This window comes from Nakamurella sp. PAMC28650 (assembly GCF_014303395.1).
Taxonomy (GTDB): Bacteria; Actinomycetota; Actinomycetes; order Mycobacteriales; family Nakamurellaceae; genus Nakamurella.
The window spans coordinates 1194236-1214747 of the sequence record NZ_CP060298.1; the positions used below are offsets into that span (position 1 = coordinate 1194236).

The 20512-nt window shown below is 69.7% G+C and carries 12 protein-coding genes and 1 pseudogene; 3 read left to right on the plus strand and 10 right to left on the minus strand.

Annotated elements, in window-relative coordinates:
* Positions 1-8: 8 nt before the first annotated feature.
* Positions 9-1058: a hypothetical protein gene (locus H7F38_RS05445; protein ID WP_187093186.1), complete on the minus strand. Its 1050-nt coding sequence runs from the start codon at positions 1056-1058 to the stop codon at positions 9-11.
* Between the two features lie 234 nt (positions 1059-1292).
* On the opposite strand from H7F38_RS05445, the gene H7F38_RS05450 reads away from it, so the two are divergent.
* Entirely contained in the window at positions 1293-1919 is a 627-nt protein-coding gene (locus tag H7F38_RS05450) for a DedA family protein (protein ID WP_187093187.1), read from the plus strand.
* A 39-nt stretch (positions 1920-1958) separates the two neighbouring features.
* Here H7F38_RS05450 and H7F38_RS05455 read toward each other — a convergent pair whose 3' ends face one another.
* The 8 genes and pseudogenes from H7F38_RS05455 to H7F38_RS05490 form a co-directional block, all read right to left on the minus strand.
* The gene (locus H7F38_RS05455) at positions 1959-3110 is read right to left on the minus strand and encodes an N-acetylmuramoyl-L-alanine amidase (RefSeq protein ID WP_187093188.1); all 1152 of its coding nucleotides are present in this window, start codon (positions 3108-3110) and stop codon (positions 1959-1961) included.
* 333 nt (positions 3111-3443) lie between these two features.
* Complete coding sequence (gene trxA, locus H7F38_RS05460; RefSeq protein ID WP_370531332.1) at positions 3444-3770, minus strand: thioredoxin; 327 nt, start codon at positions 3768-3770, stop codon at positions 3444-3446.
* Positions 3771-3801: 31 nt separating this feature from the next.
* Positions 3802-4794: a thioredoxin-disulfide reductase gene (trxB, locus tag H7F38_RS05465; RefSeq protein ID WP_370531333.1), complete on the minus strand. Its 993-nt coding sequence runs from the start codon at positions 4792-4794 to the stop codon at positions 3802-3804.
* Between the two features lie 343 nt (positions 4795-5137).
* Positions 5138-6172: a hypothetical protein gene (locus H7F38_RS05470; protein WP_187093191.1), complete on the minus strand. Its 1035-nt coding sequence runs from the start codon at positions 6170-6172 to the stop codon at positions 5138-5140.
* Positions 6169-6748, minus strand: a pseudogene (sigM, locus tag H7F38_RS26510) (RNA polymerase sigma factor SigM). The gene H7F38_RS05470 and the pseudogene sigM overlap by 4 nt, the downstream one beginning before the upstream one ends.
* Positions 6749-6906: 158 nt before the next feature.
* Complete coding sequence (gene murJ, locus H7F38_RS05480; RefSeq protein WP_187093192.1) at positions 6907-10902, minus strand: murein biosynthesis integral membrane protein MurJ; 3996 nt, start codon at positions 10900-10902, stop codon at positions 6907-6909.
* Positions 10899-14315: a DUF6049 family protein gene (locus H7F38_RS05485; RefSeq protein ID WP_187093193.1), complete on the minus strand. Its 3417-nt coding sequence runs from the start codon at positions 14313-14315 to the stop codon at positions 10899-10901. Before H7F38_RS05485 ends, murJ begins: the two co-directional genes overlap by 4 nt.
* 44 nt (positions 14316-14359) lie before the next feature.
* Positions 14360-14824 carry an NUDIX hydrolase gene (locus H7F38_RS05490; RefSeq protein WP_187093194.1) on the minus strand — a complete coding sequence of 155 codons (465 nt, stop codon included), beginning with the start codon at positions 14822-14824 and terminating at the stop codon, positions 14360-14362.
* A 186-nt stretch (positions 14825-15010) separates the two neighbouring features.
* Between H7F38_RS05490 and H7F38_RS05495 the strand changes: the two genes are divergently transcribed.
* Positions 15011-16489, plus strand: coding sequence for a CCA tRNA nucleotidyltransferase (locus H7F38_RS05495; RefSeq protein WP_187093195.1), 1479 nt, complete (start codon positions 15011-15013; stop codon positions 16487-16489).
* Between the two features lie 85 nt (positions 16490-16574).
* On the opposite strand, the gene H7F38_RS05500 is transcribed toward H7F38_RS05495, so the two are convergent.
* A complete protein-coding gene (locus tag H7F38_RS05500) occupies positions 16575-17696 on the minus strand; it encodes a diguanylate cyclase (protein ID WP_187093196.1) in 1122 nt (373 codons plus the stop codon).
* Between the two features lie 349 nt (positions 17697-18045).
* Here H7F38_RS05500 and H7F38_RS05505 point away from each other — a divergent pair, with 349 nt between their 5' ends.
* Complete coding sequence (locus H7F38_RS05505; RefSeq protein WP_187093197.1) at positions 18046-20484, plus strand: bifunctional diguanylate cyclase/phosphodiesterase; 2439 nt, start codon at positions 18046-18048, stop codon at positions 20482-20484.
* The last annotated feature ends 28 nt before the right edge of the window (positions 20485-20512 follow it).

Consider the following 20512-nt stretch of genomic DNA (forward strand, 5'->3'; position numbering starts at 1 on the left):
GTGGGGGATCAATGGCCGGGTGCGGACGTTGTTGCCGAACTCGTCGTCTTCACGGTCGCCGGGTCGAGGGTCAGTGGTACCGCCGGGAGGAGCAGGGGCGGGACCGGGGCCAAGGTCGGCGCGTCGGTGAGCACCGACGTGGCCGCCAGCGGCGGCGTGAAGGTCGGTGCAGTCATCGGCGCAGCGGCCGGGGTTGGCAACGGTGACGTCTGGGGCGTCGGTAGCGAGAACGGCGGCGGGGTGATCGCGGTGTAGGTGCCGGTACGGACGATCGTCACGGAGGCTTGCGGGCCGGTGCCCCCGACGGTGTAGAGGGTGTACGTCTGCGGGCCGTTCACCGAGTAGCACCCGAGGCTGGGGATCTCGATCGTGCCGTGCCAGCCGTAGGTGCCGAAAGAGCCGACCAGACCGGGGTTGTCGATCGAGAGCGCCATGCCGGTGGCGTTGGCCATCTCGTAGCTGAGGTTCTCGTGATAGGCCTGATCGCTCTTGGAGTAGTCGCAGCTGATGGTGGCCGACACGATCCCGGGGGCCGGAACGGCCGCGCCACCGGAGGACGCGCCACCGGAGGACGCGCCGCCGGACGACGCGCCTGCTGAGGGTGCACCGGAGGACGACGTCCCGGCGTGGCCGGTACCCGACGCGTTACCGGCTCCGGTCTTCGGGCCGGTGCCAGGACCGCTTCCCGAGCCCGGCCCGGTCACCGGCTTCGCGGAGGTGGTGACGGTGACAGCAGCGCTCGCGCCGGTCGATCCGTCTGCGCTTCCCGACCCGATTGCGATGGATCCGGCGGCTGCGACCGACCCGTCCGAGGACGCACCGGAAGCGGAGTCCGCGCCAGGAGAGGGTGACTCGGCGGCCGTACTCGACGGCGTGGCATCGAGCCCCGCGGCCGGACTGACAGCGGCGCTCCCCGCGGCCGGGCTGACAGCGGCCTGGGTCACGAAGGCCTGCGGGGGAACGGCCGAGCCGTTCAGACCCGACTGGCAGGCGGTCAGCGCGAGGAGAGCGAAGCCGCCGATGATGGTGGCGGCCGCGGTGGTGGCAATCCGGTTCATGGTGGTCCCCTTGGGTCTGCAGCCACCGGTGGTGGCCGTTCTGACCAGGTAGACCGCCCGGCCCCCGCGTTCCGGACACTTTTTTCAGAGATCTTTCCCATGCCGCTGAACTGGGGTGATGACAAACTGGCCAGAGCCTCCAGGCCGGAGGTCACAGGATCTGCCAGCACCGGGTAGAGATGACGTCACTACCGGGTGTGTGCCCGGTAGCCCCGAAGAGTCACAGGAAAGCAGATGATGAACGTCAACGACCTGATCAGCAACTACGGCTACTACGCCGTGTTCCTGGTCATCGGGCTGGAGAGCGTCGGTATCCCGCTCCCCGGCGAGACCGTGCTGATCGCGGCGGCCACCTATGCGGCCACCTCGGGCAACCTCAACATCTGGGTCATCTTCGCCGCCGCCGCGGCCGGGGCGATCCTCGGTGACAACGTCGGCTATTGGATCGGCAACAAGGGCGGCTACAAGCTCGCCCGCAAGTACGGTCCGAAGATCCATCTGGACGAGCGCAAGCTCAAGGTGGGTCGCTATATGTTCGACCGGCACGGAGGCAAGGTCGTCTTCTTCGGGCGGTTCGTCTCGGTGCTGCGCACGTTCGCAGCCTTCCTGGCCGGCACCGTCCGCATGTCCTGGCCCCGATTTCTCCTCTACAACGCGCTCGGCGGGCTGGTCTGGTCGGCGATCTACGCCTTCGGTTTCTACGCGGCGGGCAATACGCTCAAGCAGCTGTCCGGCATCGTCAACTATGTCGCGATCGGCATTGCGGTGGTCGTGGTGGTGGTCGTCTTCCTCGTCGTCAGGAGGCAGACGAACCTCCTCGCCGACAAGGCCGAGGCCGCCTACCCCGGTCCTCTGGAGTAGCCGTGGGATACGCAGCGCGGACCTCGCACGGCGAAGACGTCAGGCGTCCTGGACGGCCTGTTCGTGGGCGAGCAGCTCGGAGAAGGTGAACGTGCCCGTGTGCGGGTCGTCGCGTCCGTCCATGTAGAGCCGTTTCACCGCGACGAGGATCCCGTCGGCAAGGGTGTTCCGGAAGTCGTCCCGAACCAGACGGTCACGCTCGGCGTCGTTGGACAGGTAGCCGAGTTCGACCTGGATCGCCGGCATCTTCGTCAGGCGCAGGATGTCCCAGGTGCGGTGGTGCACCCGGCAGTCGGTCATCTGGGTGCGGGCGACCAGTTCTCGCTGCACCAGTTCGGCCAGGGTCTCCCCGACGGTCGAGGTGGCGCCGGAGTCGGTACCGAAGTGGAAGGTCGCGATCCCGGACGCCAGTCCGGACACCGAACCGTCGACGTGCAGGCTCAGCATCAGGTCCGCGTTGACCTCGTTGGCCAGCCCACAGCGTTCCTCGACGGTGGGGTTCTGGTGCGCGCCCCTGGTCAGGAAGGTCTCCATACCGGTGGCCAGCATGCGGCTCTCCAGTCGGCGGGCGAGGTCGTACGTCAGGTCCGACGCGCGCACTCCACCGCTGACCCACCCGGCCTCGTCGCCCCCGTGGGCCGGATCGATGACGATCCGCTTTCCGTACAGGCGGGGACCGGCCTGGCGCAGGTTCTGGTGCTCACGGAGGAAGAACGGTCGACCGCCCGTGCCCCTCCGGCCGATGCGGTTGAGTTCGCGGTAAGTGTCGGATCCGAACACGCCGTCCTCCGGCAGACCGCGGTGACGCTGGAAGTCACGGACGCAGGCGTCGGTCAACGAACCGAACACGCCGTCCGGCCGTCCGGTGTTGTAGCCGAGTTCGGCCAGCCTGATCTGCAGGGTCTGGACGTCGTCACCGCTCATCACGGCGGACAGCGTGTAGGCCAGGGTGCGATCGCCGAGGGCCCAGCGCGCGTCGGTCAACGAGCGGACGGTGACGGGGCCGACGATGCCGTCGACGATCAGCCCGCGCTCCTGCTGGAACTGGCGGATGGCACCGTCGGTGGCGACGTCGAACTCCACGTCTGCGGGATCGACGGCCGGGTCCAGCGCGGGGAGCTTCTGCAGTGAGGACAGTGCATTCCGGACAGCTGCGACGGCTGCGCCTCGATCTCCTCGCCGCAACAGCATCGTTCGCCCTCGTCCCCGTGGTGCTCGCCCTGCCGTGTGTGTCGGCGCCCTGGTGGTCGCTGCGACTGTGCCTCGTGGCACCTGGCCCTGGGGCCGTTCACCATTGTGCAACGCCCAGGGCCACCCGCACGACACATCGGCCGAATGACGCACAAATGGCCGGGTACCCAGTGGATACCCGACCATTTGCCCGATCCGCGTGGGCCTCCAGTCGGACAAAACGACGTCAAGTGGGCGCAGTTGCCTGCCCACTCACCCGGATGCCGGAACTTGATCGTTTCAGAGTGGCAGGGCGTTCCAGGCGTCGGGAAGACCCCGCCGGGTGACGGCCCGTCAGGCCAGGATGTCGGCGAACTCGGCGAGCAGCGCCGCCTTCGGCTTGGCGCCGACGATCTGCTTGACCGGCTTGCCGCCCTTGAACACGAGCATGGTCGGGATCGAGAGGATCTGGTACTGCTGGGCGATCTCGGGGTTGGCGTCGATGTCGAGCTTGGCGATGGTGACCTTGTCGCCGTGCTTGTCGGAGATCTCCTCGAGGATCGGGGCGACCATGCGGCACGGGCCGCACCATTCGGCCCAGAAGTCGACGATGACCGGCTTCTCGGACATCAGGACGTCATCGGCGAAGCTGGCGTCGGTGACCTTGACGGTAGCCATGATTGAACCTCAATCTGTTGTGGGGTAGGGATTGTCAGACACTGATCGAAACCTGGGCAGGTTCCGGATCTGTGACCGCGGCCAGCTGGTGCGTGGACAGGAAGTGCTGCGCGTCCAAGGCGGCCGAGCAGCCCGAACCGGCGGCCGTGATGGCCTGACGGTAGGTGTGATCGACCAGGTCTCCGCAGGCGAAGACACCCTCGAGGCTGGTCGCGGTGGAGCGGCCGGCGCCGATGTCGCCACCGGTCAGGACGTAGCCCTCACCGTCCAGGTCGACGACGCCATGGAACAACTCGGACCGGGGGTCGTGGCCGATGGCGACGAACAGCCCGGTGACGGCCAGTTCCGAGGTCTCACCGGTCCTGGTGTCGGTCAGCGTGACGCCAGAGACCGTGGTGTCGCCGTGGACCGCGGTGATCGAGGCGTTGGTGGCCCACGTGATCTTGGGGTTGGCCCGCGCGCGGTCGAGCATGACCGGGCTGGCGCGGAATTCCTCCCGGCGGTGCACGATCGTCACGGATCTGGCGAACTTCGTCAGGAAGGTGGCCTCTTCCATCGCCGTGTCGCCACCACCGACCACGACGATGTCGTGATCGCGGAAGAAGAAGCCGTCGCAGGTCGCGCAGGCGGAGACGCCGCGGCCGATGAGGCGCTGTTCGTCCGGGAGTCCGAGGTAGCGGGCCGCCGAGCCGGTGGCCAGCACGACCGAGTGGGCCCGGAAGATCTCGCCGTCGACCGTGACGGACTTGATCGGTCCGGCCAGGTCAACGGATTCCACATCCGTGCCGCGCAGGTCGGCGCCGAAGCGTTCGGCCTGCTCGCGCATCTTGGCCATCAGCTCGGGACCCATGATTCCGTCGGCGAAGCCGGGGAAGTTCTCCACCTCGGTGGTCGTCATCAGGGCCCCGCCGTACGCGAAACCTTCGAAGACGAGTGGCTTGAGGTCGGCGCGCGCGAGGTACAGGGCCGCCGTGTAACCGGCCGGACCGGACCCGATGACGATGACGTCGTGGATCTTGTCGCCGATGCCGATGCCGATGCCGATGCCGGCGCCGTCCGCGCCCGGGGTACCGGACACGGTGCTGTCGGACAGATCAACTGCTGGGTCGGACACGAAATTTCCCTCCATCACCGCTGTTCGCGGGGCACAGTCGATAGAACAACAGCCTACCGACAGTCATTCCCCGTGAGGTGACGGTCGCCTTCCCTGTCGGGTCGATCCGCCGCGCTCATGATCGGGTCGACTTCCGTCACATGAGTCCCAGAATCGTGACGTTCATGAGCGCCGACGATGTTGATAAGCGCGGGGCGGGGTTGCCTTGCGGGTTGAGGGGCGGGGCGGGGCGGGGTTGCGGGTTGCGGGGCGGGGGTCAGCGGGCGACGGTCTCGGAGTCGAGCGCGGCCTTGGCCCCGTTGACCCCGCAGCCCAGACCGACCACGACGATGCGGGCCTGGGTCGCGCTCACCCGGACGGCGATGGCGGAGGCCCGCCGGCCCTTGAAGGTGACCTGGGTGACGCCGAGGACGTCCGCCCCCGCGATCTGGTTGGCGCCGTAGCAGGCCGCCGACACCAGGGGATCGGTGAGCGGACCGCTGTGCGCGCCGTTGATCTGCTGGTACGCCTGCTGGAACTGGCCCGGCGTGAGCTCCAGCGCATTCGGGGCGCCGCCCGTGACGGTGACGGCGGGTGCGGTGCTCCCGGCCTGGGGAACCGCCTGGGACGGACTACCGGATTGGTTCAGCGACGTCAGGGTGATGGTGGCGCCCACCACCACCGCAGCGGCGATACCGAGCCCCCCGACCCACCGCCGGCGTCTGGATCGCGCGGCGTCCAGCGAGATCACGGTGCCGGGCGGCGGTTGATCGGTCGGTCGGGTCGGTCCCTGGGCCGGCACACCTGGGCCGTCGAACCGCGGCTGCCCACCGAGCCGGTCCTGGGGTGCGAACTGGTCCTGGGGTGCGAACTGGTCGCGGGGCGCGAACTGGGCGGGAACAGCCCCAGCAGGCGGTGTGGAGGTCAGTTGCGGAGACGGCGACGGCGACGTGTGGGCCGGGCCGGGTTGTTCCGCCGGCGCTCGAAAGGCCGGCGGCGCGAATCCTGGCTGTGCGGGCCGGCGGACAGCAGCGGCGGATCCAACCGCCCGGGCGGAGCTCTCGGCTGCGATCGCGGCGTCCAGACGCACTGCGTAGCGTTCGGGCATGGGCGGGAGCGGCAACAACGAGAGCGCATCGACGGTCGATTCGAGAGCAGCCAGGATCGCCGTGGCCTCCGGGTCACCCGCGACCTGGGCGCGCAGCCGGGCGGAGACGTCTGCGGAGTGGACGCCGGCCTGCAGATCGGCCAGCACGTCGATGCTCCACGGCGGGCCGCTCGGGACGGCCGGGGGGGCCGGGTCGGTACTCATCTGGTGTCACTCCCTTCCGCGCGACTCGGTGGCGATCCACCTGGTCTGGTGCCTGGAACTGCGGAGATACCGGAAGAGCCCGGCGCGCACGGTTCACCGTCGGAGTCTCTGACGCTGCCGGGACCGTCCAGGTTCCGCAGATGCCCCAGCAGAACCGCCAACTTCGCCCGCCCCCGGGCGCAGCGGCTCTTGACGGTGCCCTCCGCGACCCCGAGCGCCACGGCCGCATCCGCGACCGAGTAGCCCTCGACGTCGACGAGCACGATCGCGGCACGTTGGTCGCCCGGGATGGTCCCCAGTGCCTGTTCGATGTCCATCGCCAGCTCGCGATCCGCGTAGGCATCGCCGGACGGCCGGCTCGCCGGGTCCCTCCTCCGGGAGCGGCACCGTCGGCCGGACCTGACCCCGACGGATCCGGTCCAGGCAGGCGTTGACGACGATCCGGTGCAGCCAGGTGGTGACGGCCGATTCGGCCCGGAAGCGGTCGGCGGCCCGGAAGGCGGAGATGAAGGCGTCCTGGACGGCGTCGGCCGCTTCCTCGGGATCGCGCAGTGTGCGCAGCGCCACCGCCCACATCCGGTCCCGGTGACGGGCCACCAGCTCGCCGAACGCCTGCGGGTCGCCGGCGGTGTGCGCGGCCAGCAGTTCGGCGTCGCTCCGTCCGGAATCCAGGGCCTGCACGCCGCGAGCCTATCGGCCCGGCCGGGCGACCCAGCGGAGCAGCGCGTCCGGCATCAGTTGCCCGAGACCGAGATCTCGTTGAGGTGGGATTGGAATCGTGATCCGGTGGGGGCCATCTGCACCACGAAGATCACCAGGAACTGCGACTTCGGCGCGTTCGTGAGCGGGATGGTCGCCGTTCCGGGGGCGCTGTTCGTGCCCGGCGGGATGTTGCCGCGGCCCAATGCCGTGGTCTGCTCGTAGGGCAGGTCGACCCCGGTGGCCGAACGCACCTCGACGACGGTGTTCGGGGTGTCGGAGGAGACGGTCACCGAGGTCGGGGTGATCGGGCCCGCGAAGGTCAGCTGGAGGCCGACGCCGGGCTTGAGGGAGGGGAACTGCCGGATGTAGACGAATGTTTCCCAGAATGTGGTCGGATCCCCGTCATAGGCCAGTGGGACCCGGTCGGCGAAGTCCTTGACGCCGTCGCCCTTCGGGTCGTACACGGACGCGGACTCGATCTTCTGCACCACGGCCGGTGCAGGAGCCGCGGAGCTGGAGGCACTGCTCGACGGCGTCGGGCCCGACGCCGAGGCAGTGGTCGGCTTCGTCGCCGAGGTCCTGGCCGGAGTCGGCTTGGTGACCGGAACCGCCGGAGCGGTCGGTGCCGAGGTCAGCTTCTGCGCTGCGGTGACCGTCGGCCCCGCGACGTCTCCCATCACGGTCTTGGCCAGACTCGCCACCACGATGATGATCAGTGCCGAGAACGCCGCGATCATCACGGCCGCGATCCCGAGCTTGGCCCGTCGTTCCTTGACCAGCCGGCGCTCGGCGGGGTTGAGCACGGGTCTGATCGGCTCGGCCACGCCCGCGGACGGTGCCGGCGGGGCGATGTCGGGCTGGCGCAGCAGTGCCGCGATGGCTCCGACGGCGTGGATCCCGGCCGGGTCGTCCGGATGGAGGGCCCGCTCGGCCAGCGCCGAGAGTGCCTCGGGAACGCCGGGACGAACCTCGGAGGCGGGAACCTCCCGGCCCATCCTGGTCGGCGCGGGGGTCAGTTGCCCCGGCGTGCCGCCGCCGGGCCTGACGGTGCGATCGGCACCGCCGGCACCGCCGGCACCGGCAGCACCGGTCCAGGCGGCCGCGCCGGCGGGCAGCGGCCAGGTACCGGTCAGCATCAGGTAGAGGAGGCCGCCGACGGCGCGGATGTCCTGGTCAGGGGTGGCGTTGCCGTGCGCGATGACGTGCGAGAGCCGCACCTGACCGTCGAAGTTCACGCGCACCAGCGAGGGATTGATGGCGCCGAGGGCGATGCCGTTGCGATGGGCCTCGGCGACCGCTTCGGACACCTTCGCGGTGATCGATGTGGCGACGTCGGGTTCCAACGGTCCACCGGCCAGCAGATCGGTCAGGGTCGCCCCGTCCACCCACTGCCCGACGACGTACGACTGGCCCTGCTCGGTGCCGACGTCCAAGGTCTGCGGAAGGCCGATGTGGTGCAGGCGTCCGACCCGCAGCGTCCTGGCGACGGTCGCCGAGGCGGCGTTGGTGTCCGGGAGCAGCGTCACCGCCATGTCCCGCGGGAGCACGGTGTCCTTGGCGCGCCAGAAGCGGTTGCCGGCGTCGTCCGCCCCGACCAGGCTGACCAGCCGGTACCGGCCCCCGACGGTCGCTCCGGGGGCCAGTACCACCGGTGGGCCGCCGGCTCCGGAGGTACCGCCCAGGTTCACGGTGTTCTCCGAACCGGAGCCGGAACCGATGGTGGTGTCGTTGGGCGAGGACCCTGGCACCGGATGGACGACCGGGACCGGCCCGTCGGGGGTGTCGCGGGGACGGCCCGCACCTGCATCGCTCACGCGCTTGGTGACCTGCTCTCTGATGGGTGGGCGGGCTGGTGTGGGTGGGCGGGCCGGTGTGCCAGGGCGGGCAGTGGGAACCGTCAACACGACGGGCCCCGCAGATCCTCCCATTGACGAGGGTGAAGTCGCGGTGACGGGCGGCCGGAAGCCGAGCACGCGCAGGACCCTGCGACGCACCGGGTCCAACTCCTCGACGCCCAGGACGATCGACATGATCGAGATCACCAGCAGCCCGACGATGCCGCCGAGCAGGAGGATCCTGACCGCGTCGACGGGGCCGTCCGGGGAGGTTCCGACCGTAGAGCGCAGCACGACGTAGGCGGCGCCGCCGCCGACGGCGGACGCGAGGAACATCTTCCCGATGGTGGTCAGGGTGCGGGTGCTGCCCATCCGGCCGAAACGGGCGCGTAGCCAGAACTCGCCGACCACCGCTCCGACGAGGTACGAGATCGCCGTCGAGAGGGCCAGTCCGGGGATCACCCATTTCGGGTCCAACGAGGCACTGACGAGCAGCAGCGGCACGCGCACCGCGACCATCACCCCGTTGATGATCGTCGGGGTCCGACCGTCCTTGACGGCGTAGAAGACCCGCATCTGGACGAGCGTCATGGCCAGTGGCACCAGTCCGATGGCCATCGCTGCGATGGTCACCCCGATGCGAAGGACGTCGGCATGGGCGGCCTGCCCGTAGCCGAACAGCACCGTGGCGAGGCTGGTCCCGAGGACGATCAGGGCGGCCGAGACGGGCAGCAGCGCCACCGACGAGAGCCGGTTGGCCAGCGAGACGTCGTCCTTGACGTCCTCCATCTGCCCGGCCGCCGCGTGACGGGCCAGTCGCGGCATGATCGCCGTCAGGACCGCGACGCCCAGGATGCCGTACGGCATCTGGAACAGCAGCGACGCGTAGCTGAAGACCAGCGGCCCGCTGGAGGCGGACCCGAAGGCGACCCTGGTGGTCACCACCACGCCCACCTGCGAGATCAACACGTAGACCAAGGCCCAGCCGACCAGTCCGCCGGCCTCGGTGAGGCGACGGTCCCAACCCCATCGCCAGCGGAAGCGGAATCCGGACCGCAGGAGCGCCGGGATCATCACCACGGCCTGCAGGACGATGCCCAGCGTGGTGCCGACCCCCAGGATCAGCAGCTCGGTCGTGTTGAGGCCACGGGTGAGGGACGTATTGGAGACGCGCACCGTCAGCAGCACGCCGGCGACGACGATGACGATGACGTTGTTCAGCACCGGTGCCCAGGCGTTGGCGGCGAACCGCTCCTTGGTGTTGAGGATGGCTCCGAACAGTGCCGCCACCCCGTAGAAGAAGATCTGTGGCAGCAGCAGCCGGCCCAACTTGGTCGTCAGGGCCGTCTGCGACACGAGGTCGGGGTTGCGGGCCGAGCTGCTGGGTGCGTAGAGATGGGTCAGCAGGGGCGCGGCGGCGACGGCGATGACGGTGGCGATCAGCAGGCCGACGACCGCGATCGTCATGAGTCGCTGGGTGTACTCCTGGCCGCCGTCCGCATCCGAACGCTGCGCCCTGGTCAGCAGCGGGATGGCGACGGAGGTCAGCACGCCGCCGATCAGCAACTCGAAGACGATGTTGGGCAGGGTGTTGGCGACGGTGTAGGCGCTGTTGGTCAGGCCGCTGCCGATGATGGCGACCAGGGCGGTCTTGGACAGCAGACCGGTGACGCGACTGACGACGGTCGCGATGGCCATCAGAGCGCCGGCGCGCACGACGCCGGCGGTGCTGGCCGTCTTCATGCCGTCGGTGGCCGAGCGGCCGATGCTGACCGTCTCGTCGTCGCGGACCTGACGGGGCACGGCCTGGTCGGTGATCCGCTGGATCAACATGGTCGCGTCCTCGGCGGCCGGGAACATCGCTCCGGGGGGCGCGCCGATCCACGGCCGCTCGTTCTGCCGCACCGGGCCCCGGACTTCGCGACCCGGTACCGACGGTGGGCGGGATACCGGATGACGGGTGTCGTTCACCCGCGTGAGGGCCTCGCGCTGGGCCTGCTCGCGCTCGTCCCTGGCACGTTGGGCCTGCACGCGTTGCAACCGTTCGCGGTCGAGCCGGAGTTGGTCGAGACGCTCCCGCTCACCCCTTTCCTGCTGGGACTTGCGGAACCACTCGGGTGGGGTGCCGCTGCCGGGTGGGGTGCCGGTCGGATCCGAGGGGGACGACGGACCGGGCGGGCGCGGTCCGGTCATCGCTTGTCCCCACCCCCCGCATCGTCCATGCCGTCGTCGCTGTCGCTGTCGTCACCCTGGCGGGGAGCGCCAAGTCCTGGAGCGCCTTGTCCAGTAGCGCCAAGTCCTGGAGCGCGGCGCCGATCCACCGCATCGTCCGATGACGTCTGCGACCGGTTCGGGTTGCGAACCTCGAGCACATCGGCGGCTTCGTCGCGGTGGCCGTCGTGGGGGTGAAGGTCCTGGTGGTCACCGGGCTCGCGGTCGCGGCGGCCGGCGTCGCCATCGTCCTTGTTCCGCGCCCTGATCCGCTGCACGATGCGCAGGGCCACCATCAGGAAAAGGGCTCCACCGGCGACGATGATGAGGATGACGGTGAGGGTTCCGTAGGCGGACGACCGCACGGTGATGGTCTGCGGGTCGCTCCAGGCGGACCCGTCGGCGGCGATCAGCTGGACCTGGATGGGGAACTTGCCCGCCTTGACGACCTTGGTCTCGATCTTGAACTGCCGGGCCTGGCCGGCCGGGATGCTCAGTGGTCCCGGGTCGGTCGCCGTCATGCCGACGGTCTGGGCACCGCGGATGACCACCCGGACCGTCACGACGTACGGCAGGTCGTTGCGCACGTTGATCAGCAGGGGCGAGGTGGACGCGGCCAGCGTGTAGGAGGTGCCTGCGGCGATCTTGACACCTTCGTGCAGCGGGCGGAGGGTTGCTTCGGTGGTCTGCAGGATGCTGCGTCCGGTCCGATCGTTCGTCCGGAACCCGGTGGACATGGTCAGCGCCATCGCGGTCGACAGCGGATCGAGCACGTCGGCGGGGTCGAGGGTGAGGGTGCCCTTCGTCTTGGCCACCGAGTCCCTGACGCCGGCCAGCAGGCCGAGGTCACGCCCGACGGAGGCCAGGTAGTCGGCGTCCAGTTCGTGCTGCCGCGCGTCATCCGGGTAGGTGACCGTCGAGGCGAGCTTGGCCACGCCGGCGATCGCGGGCAGCGGGACACCGGCCAGGACACCGCCGGATTCCATCGCACGGAGCAGGCCCGTGAGCACCTGGAGACCGGCCACGTCAGGAGTCCACCGGTGGGACTGGGTCAGGATCAGCGGGGTCGCACTGCCGTCGAAGTTCCCGCCCGCGAGGACGGCGGCCAGCGCGTCGAGGCGCACGGCGAGCCCGGCGGAACGTCCCTTGCCGACGACGGTGTTCACCATGGACAGGACGTCGGCGTCGGTGACCACGGCGTTCACGGCGTGCCCGCCGTTCCGGGCCTCGTCGATGGTGACCGCACCGATGGCTCCGCCGGCGTGCTGGAGGCTGCGGGGCGACAGCAACGCCTGCGTCAGCCCGTTGTTCGACAGCGCCGCAAGGGTCGCGTCGTCGACGACCCCACCCTCGGGCATCGCCATGGTGGTGACGAGTCCCGGCTGTCCCGGGGCGGTGATCGGTGCCAGTTGCAGCACCCTGGACGCGACGTCGCGGCCGCGGCTGACCAGGGACGACAGTTGTTGGCCCAGACCGGCTCTGACCATCGCCACCGCGTCCGGATCGGAAAACGGCAGGACCAGCACCTGACGGCCGGCCACCGCCTTCCGCAGCGCTGCGAGGTACGTGATCGCGGCGGCCTGACCTACGCCGGCCACCGTCGGATCCCGCGGTGCGAGGGCCGCCGGGGTGGTGGGTGCGGTCGACGGGGCGCTCGGGGTGCTGCCGGCGGTGGGGATGGGCCTGGGGTGGGCGCCAGGGCCGGTGGTCGGCGTGGCGGTCGCTGCCCTGGTCGACGGCAACACGGAGGTCGCCGCGGTCTTCGCCGGGGTCCTCGGCGCCGCGACGCGCGTGCCCGGCCCGCTGGAGCGACCGACCCGGTGGGACGTCTTCGCGGGGGTGGGTGCGGGGGTCGCGGCCGGCGTCGTGGTGGCGGGGGCGACGATGGTCCGGCTCGGGGCGGCGTTTCCTACCGAGCCGACCGGGGTGGACCCGACTGCAGTGGAACCGACTGCAGTGGAACCGACGTTGGTGCCGACCCCGGCGGCGGTCACCGGGCCGCTGACCGTGGCCGGGCCGCTGACCGTGGGCGGGCCGGTGCCGGGCGTCGGGGTGGGAGTCGTCGCAATCAGCGCTGACTGCGCTACCCCTTTGACACTCTGCACCCGATAGCCGCCCGCCATCTGCTCGATCTCGGCGAGCAGTTCCGGGTCGACGACGACGGTCGTGGACGACGGTCCCGCGTCGATCTGCGTCAGGGCCGAGAGCACCTTCTCGAGCCGTCCGCCGGCGGAGATCTCGGCGGCCAGCTCGTCATCGAGGAAGACTCCGCCGAGTCCGACGTGCGGCGCGTCGACGATTGGCCAGATCAGATTCAGCGCGGTGGCGGGGTGTTTGCCGGAGTTGACGTCGGCTCCGGCCGGACTGGGCGGGCTGGGAGGCGCGGAGGTGGCAGGCGTGGTGGTGGGCGGGGTGGTCGTGGGCGGGGTGGTGGTGGTGGAGGAAGCGGGCGACGAGGCCGTGGTGGTCGGGGTGGCAGAGCTCGGACCGGGGACCTGACCGGAGACCGGGGCCCCCGACGTCGCCGGCGGCTGGAGTGACACGGCGGTCGTCGGGAAGCCCTGGGTGGGGATGTCGGTGGAGATCACGGCACTCGGGCCCTGGCCGTCGGTGGACGACGACGGAACCCCGCTTCCGGTGCTCCCGGCCAACGTGCTCCCGCTGGCCGTGCTCCCAGATGACGTGCTCCCAGGGGCGCCGGACCCGGAGCCGCCGGACCCGACTGCGCCCGGACCGGTGACGGAGGCCGGGCCGGGCGGGGTCGTCTCGACCGCCGGAGGGACCGAGAGCACCGTGGCGAGCAGGTGGAACTCGCCGACCCGCTCGTACTGCACGCACCCGTTGGTCCCCACGTCTCCGGACACCTTGATCATCAGGGGGTAGACACCCCGGGTGGCGATGATCAGGCCGTCCGCCGAACTGATCGGCACGGTGGCGACGAAACGCACGCTGGTCCCGGCCGACATGCTGATCTCGGTCGAGGAGGTAGCGGTGGGTCCCAGGATCTTCCAGTTCTGTCCCACCACGGCGTCCGGTCGGCCGGGTGAGGCGATCTCCGCCTTGATCGCGGGCAGCGTGGACAGGACCTCGCCACGTTCGAAGACGTAGCGGAGGTCGTAGATCGGGCCGGTCGTGCTGTTGGTGATGGTGCCGGTCACGGTGAGCAGGTTCCCTGACGTCGAACTGACGACGGTCGGGGCGATGCCGTCGATGGTGGCGGTGAGGTCCTTGGAGTAGGGATAGGGGTTGGTCTCGTCGACGGCGGGCGTGCAGGGAGCCGCCTTGGAGTTGCGGGCCACGGCCATGCTGTGCGCCCGGTCGGCAGACGGTCCGGTGATGACCGCACCGGCGCTCTGCACCGACAGCAGGACCGGGCCGACGAGTCCGAAGACCATCGCCAGGAGGATCGCGAGGGGCCGCCCCCCGTGCCGACCGGCTCTCACGCGCTGTCGGCGAGCAACTGAGCTGCGCGTTCGGCGAGCCTCCGCTCGCCCGCGTAGGCCAACCGCACCGGCATCTGGTCCATCGGCACCCAGGCCACCTCGGTCACCTCGACGTCGGCATCGGATAGTTCGCCGGCCACCGCCTCCATCAGGAAGTGGTGCACGCGCTTGTGGATGCGGCGGCCCTCGGCGGTGAACGTGTACTCCACGCTGCCCAGACGAGCGGTGATCCGGCCCGAGATACCCGTCTCCTCCGCCACTTCCCGGACGGCGGCTTCCTCGGTCGTCTCACCAGCTTCGACGTGGCCTTTCGGCAGTGACCAGCGGAGCCGTCCGCGCCGGTCCAACCGCCCGATCAGCGCACCGGCGAACACGCCGCCCTCGGTGCGGACCACCAGGCCGCCTGCGGAGGTTTCATCCGCTCTGCGCCGCCGGGGAGCGCGCGCAGGGATGGGTGCCATGGGCCCGATGCTATCGGCCCGACCCTTCCCGGAGCGCCTCGCCGGACGGCGCCGAGCCCGCTTTCGCTCACCCCGCTCCCCTCACCACCCTCGTCGACCGGTGATCTAAAGCGGGCAAATGGGACAGGATTCGCCCAAACGTCACCGCTCGATCGGGTCATCGCTCGATGCGTAGACTGGTACGTTGTGTCTGCCACCGATCCGCCTGCATCTGGTCTCACCGCATTGCAGCGGGCGGCGGTCACCGAGTTGCTCAGGGTGTTCCCCGTCGCCGACGAACTCGGTCGCCGCTTCGCGAAGGCCGGCCACGAGTTGCATCTGGTCGGTGGATCCGTCCGGGACGCCCTGCTCGGCTGGCTCGGCAACGATCTCGACTTCACCACCGACGCCCGCCCGGAGCAGATTCTGATGCTGGTCAAGGGCTGGGCGGAGTCGACCTGGGACACGGGTATCGCCTTCGGCACGGTCGGAGTGGTGAAGAAGGGGCTCCAGCTCGAGATCACCACGTTTCGCACCGACCAGTACGACGGCGAGTCCCGCAACCCGTCGGTCACCTTCGGCGACTCGCTGGCCGGCGACCTGCTGCGGCGTGACTTCGCCGTGAACGCGCTGGCGGTCTCCCTCCCGGATCACCGGTTCACCGATCCGTTCGGTGGGCTGGCGCAGCTCGCCGAGGGGGTCCTGGACACGCCGGGCACGCCGGAGAAGTCGTTCAACGACGACCCGCTGCGGATGCTCAGGGCCGCCCGGTTCGCCGCCCAGCTGGCCTTCACCCCGGCCGTGCGGGTCGTCGAGGCGATGACGGCGATGGCCACCCAGATCGACCGCATCACCCCCGAACGCATCGCCGCCGAACTGTCCAAGCTGCTGCTGGCGCAGCATCCGCGCCTCGGATTGACCCTGCTGACCCGCACGGGGCTGGCCGCCCGCGTGCTGCCCGAGTTGCCGGCGCTGATGCTCGAACGAGACGAGCACCACCAGCACAAGGACGTCTACGAACACTCGCTGACGGTGCTCGAGCAGGCCATCGCGCTGGAGGAGGACGGGCCCGACCTGACCCTGCGACTGGCCGCTCTCCTCCACGACATCGGGAAGCCGGCCACCCGACGCTTCACCGATGGCGGCGGGGTGAGCTTCCACCACCACGAGGTGGTCGGCAAGAAGCTGGTCCGCAAGCGGATGCGGGAATTGAAGTACCCCAAGGCCTTGACCGAGGACGTCGCCGACCTGACCTTCCTGCACCTGCGTTTTCACGGCTACGGGGACGGGAGGTGGACGGATTCGGCGGTCCGGCGCTATGTCACCGACGCAGGGCCGCTGCTGCCGAGGCTGAACAAACTGGTGCGCGCCGACTGCACGACCCGTAACCGCCGCAGGCAGCAGTCCCTGCAGCGTTCCTACGACGATCTGGAGGCCAGGATCGTCGCCCTTGCCGCTTCGGAGGACCTGGCCAGGGTGCGCCCGGACCTGGACGGCAACGCGATCATGGAGCTGCTCGGAGTCGGGCCCGGTCCGGTGGTCGGCCGGGCCTGGGCCTTCCTCAAGGAACTCAGGCTCGAACACGGGCCCATGGATCGTGATGCGGCCGAGGCCGCGCTGTTCCGCTGGGCGCGCGACGAGGGGCTGCTCGGTGGTGACGGCGCCGGCGGCAGTGATCCGACCTGACGGTGAGCGGGCCTGACGTATCGGGGACGGTGGAACGTCACTCGGGTCATCGTGGCGGGCCCGAGCATCTCGGTCGGCGCCTCGATCAGCGCAGCTGCCGCACCGAGCCGGCCTTCTGGGCGTACATCGCGTCGTCCGCACGGGAGAGCAGGGTCGCCGGGTCCTCCCCGGGCTCGCTGATCGTCACACCCACGCTGATCGAGATCATCAACAGGTGCTCGCCCCATGCGATCGGTTCGGCCACGCAACGGAGCCCGACGGCCAGCAGCCTGAGCCGGTCGGCCTCGCGGTGGGCGTTCGTCGGGCCCGCGTCGTGGTCGTCGAGTCCTCCGACGGCGTGACTCAGCACGAACTCGTCGCCGGACAGTCGTCCCGCCATGCAACCGGGCGGGGCGTGCTGCTCCAGCCGCCGGGCCAGGGTGACCAGCACGTGATCGCCGGCGGCGTGTCCGTGGGTGTCGTTGATCGACTTGAAGTTGTCGATGTCCAGGAACGCCAGCATCACCGTGCGGTGGGAGTCGATCCACTGTGCCACCTGGTCGAGCAGGGTGCCCCGCCGCCGGAGCCCGGTGAGCTCGTCGTGTTCGGCGCGATGCCGCCAGCGATGAGCCTGGGAGAGCACGGGGTTGACCAGATCGATGCAGGCGACGAAGCAGCGGTAACCGCTGATGGTCGCGATTCCGACGTGCAGCCAGCAGGTCAGCTCGCGGCCGTTCCCGGAGATCAGACGCCGGAGGGAGCTGGTCGGCCGACCCGCCGCTTCCGGCGGGATCCTGGCTTCCGAGGCGGAATCGTCCGGCGCCTCGATCCCGCCCGGCACGGTGTCGCCCAGCACGGTGTCGCCCAGCACGGTCTCGTGCAGCACGGTGTCGCCCAGCAGGATCTCGTCCAGTGCGGTGTCGTCCAGCGACGCGGACAGGATGGAGCGGGCGGTGTCCAGAGCGGTCCCCAAGTCCGCCGCCGGCATGAAATCACCGACCGGGCGTCCGCAGATGTCGGCCGAGAGCTCGAGCAGCGTCGTGCAGTCGTCGTTGGCCGACAACAGTCGATACGAAAGCGTGTGGGCGACGGCCGCCATCGGGATCGCCCGCAGGGTGGCCGTGATGGCCTCGAGCTGAGCGGGAGTCGGGAGGTCCGGATCCGGCGCACACGGCGCACCCCGTTGCAGCGGGACGCGCTGCGGCGGGAGGTGAGAGGGGTGGGCCACCTCCTGACCCTAAAGCCGTATGGTCGGCAGATCGTCGACCCCAATAGGTGAAAGCCAGGTCACGCAGGGTGATTCGACGAGGGGGTGACGTCGGCGCAGGGGTGTAAAGCGGTCCTGCCGTGGCCCAGTGGTCACGCCCCGTCGGTATTCCCGGATGGTGACTCACTGCCACCTCTGGACCTCGTTTCCGGGCGTTGATCGACCTGTTCGGGTGAAACACGGTCAGACCTGCGCAATGAGCCCGCATTCCGTTGCTTCTGCGGCGAACCTCTTCAAACATTGGTCTTCTACAACAGGCTTCTGTGCTGCCCGACCCCGATCTCCCGAGCACGAACGAGTGGAGGTGACCGTGACGAAACTGCCGATCTGGAAGCTGGTTTTCGGGCTGGGCCCGCTCGCCATCGCGGGCTACTTCTTCATTCCCGGTGTCGTGGGCAAGGACCTCGCGTATTCGGTCGTCGGAATCGCCTCCACCGTCGTGATGCTGGTCGGCCTGCGGCTGCACCGTCCCGCTGCCCTGCGCGGGTGGCACCTCGTCGTCGGCGCCAACGCCTGTTTCGTCATCGGTGACCTGGTGCAGAACTACTACGACGTGGTGCTGGCCACCGATGCCCCCGTTCCGTCGTTGGCCGACGTCGTCTATCTGGCCGGCTATCCGCTCCTTTTCGTCGGCGTCCATCTGATCTCACGGAACAGCCGTGCCGCCGGTGGCCGTGACACGTGGACGGACGCTGCCGTGGTGTGCGTGGGCGCGTTGGGTCTGACCTGGCACTTCCTGATGGGGCCGACCCTGCGGGCAGCACCGTCCGACGTGAACCCGGTGATCAGCCGCGACCATGACATCCTCGCCAAGTTGGTCACCCTCGCCTATCCGATGATGGATCTGGCCGTCCTGTGCGTGGTGGTCGGTGCCGTACTGCGGGGAACCGCGAGGCTGACGTCGGACCGCCTGCTGGTGGCCGCCGTTGGCGTCATGCTGATCTCCGACTTCGGGTACGACCTGCAGCTGCTGCACGGCGGCTACGGCCCGGCGAGTCCGGTGAATGCCGGCTTCCTGCTGAACTACGTGTTGATGGCCGCAGCGGCCACGCACCCCAGCATCGCCCTCGCCCGCACGGCCCCGGAGCAGCAGGACCCGCAGCGCTGGCGGTGGCTGCCGCTGGTCGCCGGAGCAGCCTTCGTCTCGCCCCTGATCGTGCTGATCGACAGCCTGATCGGGCTGCCGGTGGACCTGCCGATGCTCTCTGCCACCTCGGTCGTGGTGCTCGTGCTCATCGGTCTGCGGGTCACCTGGCTCTTCGGCAGGATCCACCGGCAGAACGAGATGCTCAGCGATCGGGGGCAGTCGCTGCGCTCGGCCCTGGCCGCGCAGCGGGTGCTCGAGGACGACCTCCGTCACCTCGCGCTGCACGACGTCCTCACCGGGCTGGCCAACCGCGGTCTGCTGCACGACCGGGTGGAGCAGGCCATCACCGGGTCGACGCCCAGACGTCCGGTGGCCCTGTGCGTCTGCGATCTCGACAACTTCAAAGGGGTCAACGACAGCCTCGGGCACGACGCGGGTGACGAGCTGCTGGTCGTGGTGGCCAAGCGGCTGACGTCGATGGTGGGCGGGTTGGCGACGGTGGCCCGGCTGGGGGGCGACGAGTTCGCGGTGTTGATGGAGGACGCCGACCAGCCCGAGTCCGTCACCGCCCTGGCCGAGCGGATCCTGTCGGTGCTGCGTCAACCCATCAGGCTGGGCGAGGAGGAGATCACGCTGTCGGTCAGCGTCGGGGTCGCCGTGGCCGGGACGGGGAGCACCGCCGCCCAGTTGCTGAGCGAGGCGGACGCTGCCATGTACGAGGCCAAGGCCATCGGCAAGGACCGGGTCGCCGTCTTCGAGACCGCCATGCGCTCGCGGCTGGTGGAGAAGATGGCACTCATCAACTACTTCCCCGGATCCCTCCGGCGGGAGCAGTTCTACCTGGACTACCAGCCCCAGGTGGACCTGGCCACCGGCGGTCTGGAAGGCTTCGAATGTCTGGTCCGGTGGCGGCACCCGACGCTGGGTCTGGTCAGCCCCCTGAAGTTCATCCCGCTCGCCGAGGAGACCAGGTTCATCATCCCGCTGGGCCGGTGGATCCTGCAGACCGCCTGCGAGCGGGCCGTCTCGTGGCCGGTCCGGACGCCGGATCCACTCACGATCTCGGTGAACATCTCGGGCTGGCAGTTGCAGGATCCCGGATTCGTGGACACCGTCAAGGAAATTCTGGACTCGACGGGTCTGGCCGCCCGGCGGCTGGTCGTCGAGGTCACCGAGACCGTGCTCCTGACGAATCCCACCGGTACCGCCCAGGTGCTCAGCGACCTGAAGTCGCTGGGGATCCGGGTGGCGATCGATGATTTCGGGACCGGCTACTCCTCGCTGAGCCATCTGCGGCAGCTTCCGGTCGACATCATCAAGATCGACAAGTCCTTCATCGATCCGCTCACCGATCCCGAGCGCGAGGGCGAGGCGTTCGTCACCACCATCATCCGGCTCGCCGCCGATCTCGACCTGCTCACCACGGCCGAGGGTATCGAGCACCGATCACAGCGGGATGCATTGCTACGTCTGGGGTGTCAGAGCGGGCAGGGCTACTTGATGTCCGCCCCGCTCGGGGCCGCCGCGACCGATCGCTACATCGCCGCCCACGCCTCGCCGGCCCCGACCGCGTCGCCTCCCGCGTTGCCGGTCGGCGCGCCGGGAGGTGCCCCTGACGTCGAGCGTGTCGAGGTCGCCTCGCTCGGACGCCCCACCCCGTAGGTTCGCGATCCGGTTGATTCGGGGCCGG

Bases quoted from the DNA above. Each gene is read 5' to 3' on its own strand.
- H7F38_RS05445 (WP_187093186.1), bottom strand. From the start codon at position 1,058: ATGAACCGGATTGCCACCACCGCGGCCGCCACCATCATCGGCGGCTTC.
- H7F38_RS05450 (WP_187093187.1), top strand. From the start codon at position 1,293: ATGATGAACGTCAACGACCTGATCAGCAACTACGGCTACTACGCCGTG.
- H7F38_RS05455 (WP_187093188.1), bottom strand. From the start codon at position 3,110: ATGCTGTTGCGGCGAGGAGATCGAGGCGCAGCCGTCGCAGCTGTCCGG.
- H7F38_RS05470 (WP_187093191.1), bottom strand. From the start codon at position 6,172: ATGAGTACCGACCCGGCCCCCCCGGCCGTCCCGAGCGGCCCGCCGTGG.
- murJ (WP_187093192.1), bottom strand. From the start codon at position 10,902: ATGACCGGACCGCGCCCGCCCGGTCCGTCGTCCCCCTCGGATCCGACC.
- H7F38_RS05485 (WP_187093193.1), bottom strand. From the start codon at position 14,315: ATGGTCTTCGGACTCGTCGGCCCGGTCCTGCTGTCGGTGCAGAGCGCC.
- H7F38_RS05490 (WP_187093194.1), bottom strand. From the start codon at position 14,824: ATGGCACCCATCCCTGCGCGCGCTCCCCGGCGGCGCAGAGCGGATGAA.